General features: G+C 54.7%; 6 protein-coding genes. 4 read left to right on the top strand and 2 right to left on the bottom strand.

Translation table 11 applies throughout. From position 1 onward, the window contains the following. Positions 1–334, top strand: a 334-nt coding sequence (locus WB794_RS13380; RefSeq protein WP_337336350.1) for a hypothetical protein, incomplete at its 5' end; no start/stop codon positions are given. Between the two features lie 143 nt (positions 335–477). Here WB794_RS13380 and WB794_RS13385 read toward each other — a convergent pair. Continuing rightward, positions 478–1005, bottom strand: a complete 528-nt coding sequence (locus tag WB794_RS13385; protein WP_337336351.1) for a hypothetical protein — start codon at positions 1003–1005, stop codon at positions 478–480. A 154-nt stretch (positions 1006–1159) separates the two neighbouring features. Beyond that, on the bottom strand, positions 1160–1360 hold the full coding sequence (locus WB794_RS13390; protein WP_337336352.1) for a hypothetical protein: 201 nt from the start codon (positions 1358–1360) through the stop codon (positions 1160–1162). A 9-nt stretch (positions 1361–1369) separates the two neighbouring features. Between WB794_RS13390 and WB794_RS13395 the strand changes: the two genes are divergently transcribed. The 3 genes from WB794_RS13395 to WB794_RS13405 form a co-directional block, all read left to right on the top strand. Further along, positions 1370–2038, top strand: coding sequence for an MvdC/MvdD family ATP grasp protein (locus WB794_RS13395; RefSeq protein WP_337336353.1), 669 nt, complete (start codon positions 1370–1372; stop codon positions 2036–2038). A gap of 69 nt (positions 2039–2107) precedes the next feature. After that, entirely contained in the window at positions 2108–2818 is a 711-nt protein-coding gene (locus WB794_RS13400) for a DUF6624 domain-containing protein (RefSeq protein ID WP_337336354.1), read from the top strand. A 24-nt stretch (positions 2819–2842) separates the two neighbouring features. Beyond that, the coding region (locus tag WB794_RS13405; RefSeq protein ID WP_337336355.1) for a hypothetical protein at positions 2843–3063 on the top strand (221 nt) is incomplete at its 3' end.

The following is a 3063-nucleotide window of genomic DNA, read 5'->3' on the forward strand; positions in this document are numbered from 1 at the left end:
TGCCCAAAACGGGGCTTGCGCGACCGCCGCCTACCCAGCAGACTGCCCGAAAAGGGCGTTTGAACTTCCTATACGCTTTCACCTCCAACCTTCCTGGCGCGACAGGGTGTTCGAGGAGGGAGATACCCTGTTCGTGCGGGTTCCGCGGGAGGTCCGCGACTCGACGCAGCGGTCCCAGTTCGGCCTGGCGATATTCATCGGCTATCTCGCTGGGCGCACCGGATCGGAACGCATCGATACCTCCGATCCAGAACATGCAGCGGTTGTTGCCGCCCTGTGCGAACGCCTGGAACACGCAGACCTCCCGGTGGTGAAGGTGCGCGCTTCACGGTGATGGGAGAGGGGGCGCTTCTGGAGTCGGGTAGGGTGGAACCCGCGCAGCGGATTCCACCATCGCACCCACCGGATAAAACAACGTGGCCCCGCATCTTGCGGGGCCACGTTGTGATCGGTTCATTCTTTACTACGCGAGTGCTCTCAGGGTTCGATCGTCCTCGGCGGGAAAGTCACGCCGATCATGTTTCCGCCGGTGCCCGTGCAATAGACGCTAGCGCCCGGCATTATACTTGTGTTTGGCAGATTTCGGGTCGGATATGTTCCTGTTCCTTGGCCATTCTTAATTAGCTGGCCACCCGAGCACCTGAGTGAGACAGTTCCTCCGGATTTAGCCATGTGTTGCCCGAACTCTATATTAAGACTCAAAGCTTGGATCTCACCCGCATTGGGATCCAATAAAATCCACGGGCTGGACAGGCTGGTGCGATCAAAAATGATTTCAGCGTTCTTTATTGACAGCAGCGCCGGTGCGTCTTTTTTTGAGGGTTCATCGGCATACAGCATATCTACGGTGCCAGCTAGAACAGTGATTGTTTGCTTGCTTTGCGCAAGTGGAATTTCAATCAAGGCATCGGAGGCTTCGATGACGCGCGGCGAAAGCTGAGCAGCACCGACCGCCATGCTCGCCAGCAGCAACGAAAAACAAGCAGCAGTCAACTTGAGCTTCATACTGAGTTCCTTTCGTGTTGGCTTCAAATCGCATCGAACACAAATTGTTGAAGGCAGATTGCTGAACTATAGCCTTCGGATCTGGATCCTAGCCCCCCCCCTCCCGCATGTGAAGGCGCACTCCTTCGTGGAGTCTTATACGTTTAAGCAAGGTTCATGAATTCACCAAGCTTTCCAAGAGGCTGCGCGCCGTGGTGAGGCGTTCGGTGGCGCCGGGGAGTTCCATCTTCAGGCGCAGCTTGTCGGGGCCGTCCATCTGGAAGATGCGCGGCTGGCCCTGGATCATGCGGATGATGGTCATGGGGTCGACCTTCGGCTTCGGCACGAACTGGATGCGGCCGCCGCGTTCGCCCAATTCCAGTTCGTGTCCAATGATTATGAGCAGGTGGCGGATTTTGCATCACGCTGGGGGCGGATACTTGTAAAGCACTTCCTCCCTCACTATTGGGGGCATACCGCCAGCGGTCGTATGACAAGTGTCGCTCCCAGTGTGATTAGTGACTTAGCCAAGATCAATCGTCGCTCAATCGAGATATGCCCTGCAATTTACCAAGAGGTGGTGGATAAGGCGTATGAGATTCGGGTAACGGTGATCGGAGATAGGATTTTCCCCGCGAAGATCGAATCGCGCAAAGGAGAGGCATTTCTCGACTGGAGGCAGGAATTCAGTAACAGTGACATGTTGATGTCCTCAATGACATTGGATACTGCAACAGAGCGCAGCATTCGCTGTCTCATGAATGCACTTGACCTTCATTACGGTTGCCTGGATTTCGCGGTCGATCTGCAGGGTCGGCCGGTATTTCTAGAGGTCAATCCAGGTGGCCAGTTTCTGTTCGTCGAAGAGTCAGTGCCGGAGCTGCGCCTTCTTGATGCGTTCGCGTCGATGCTGGCCCAAGGGTCACCTTCTTATCAGCTCGGATCTTGCGATTCGATAACTGACGCGGCTTTTATGAGTAGTGCTGAATACTGTCGGTGGAATAGTGAGCGCGTCGAAGGCAGGGAAGATGAACGCTTCGTCACAATTATATAGGTAATGGCTGAATAAAAGGCTGTGTAGAGATTGCTACTAGAGAACCTAGTTAAAAAAGGAGAAACGTCGATGAAATCTTGCGTTAGAACTATACTTGTACTTTGGTTGGTAGTGATGGCCTTCCCACTACTGGCAGATGAGGTGTCTATCGCGGACGAGGATGCTGCTCTGTTTAAATCCTGTCCGGAGTTGTCTGCTTGGGCGGCTAAACATCCGCGTGAGGGTCGTGATATGGACAGTGACAGCCATGTAGGGACGCCACCGATTTCGAGTACGTTGGGGACTGAGCTTTCCCGGCGTGCTGACCTCGATCAGCGTGTGCGCGCTCCGCTGTCTGTTGGTCAGATACCAAGTCAGGAACAGCTTCAAAGACTGGCTGAGGTGGATGCAGATAACCTACGTTGGCTCAAGCATCTTGTTGCGCATGACGGATTCCCTACGGTAGAGCAGGTCGGACAGAAGGGTGTGCGAAATGCTTGGCTACTAGTGCAGCATGCTGACGCCGACCCTGTATTTCAGCAGGAGGTACTCGATTCGTTGATAGCACGTTCATCTACCAGCGGCTTAAAAAAAGCTGATCTGGCAATGCTTTCGGACCGCGTACTATTGGCCCTGGGTCAGCCTCAGCGCTACGGTACGCAATTTGTACAGAACAAGGAAGGCGATCTGGTGTTGCAAGATCCAGTCGAAGATATGGCCGACATTGATGCGCGCAGGGCACAAATGGACCTTATGCCATTGGATCTGTATCGATGTGTGCTGCGAGCCTCTTATGAATGACTGATCCTACAATGAAATCGAAACATGCCATTTCTATGCCGAGGTGGTGCCCATTTCCTGACCCTGGGCGCGGTGCTGTTTTGCATTGCCGTCGCTGATTACGACCGCGAGAAGCTGCAGGAGCGCGCGGCCAAGTTGTCCGGCGGTGTCGCCGTGGTCAAGGTCGGTGCGGCGACGGAAGTGGAGATGAAGGAAAAGAAGGCGCGCGTCGAAGACGCTCTGCACGCGACCCGTGCGGCGGTGGA

Origin of the sequence: Denitratimonas tolerans (assembly GCF_037203605.1) — a bacterium.
Lineage (GTDB): Bacteria > Pseudomonadota > Gammaproteobacteria > Xanthomonadales > Xanthomonadaceae > Denitratimonas > Denitratimonas tolerans.

Excerpts from the sequence above, each read along its gene's own strand:
- WB794_RS13400 (WP_337336354.1), top strand. The coding sequence starts at position 2,108 with ATGAAATCTTGCGTTAGAACTATACTTGTACTTTGGTTGGTAGTGATG.
- WB794_RS13385 (WP_337336351.1), bottom strand. The coding sequence starts at position 1,005 with ATGAAGCTCAAGTTGACTGCTGCTTGTTTTTCGTTGCTGCTGGCGAGC.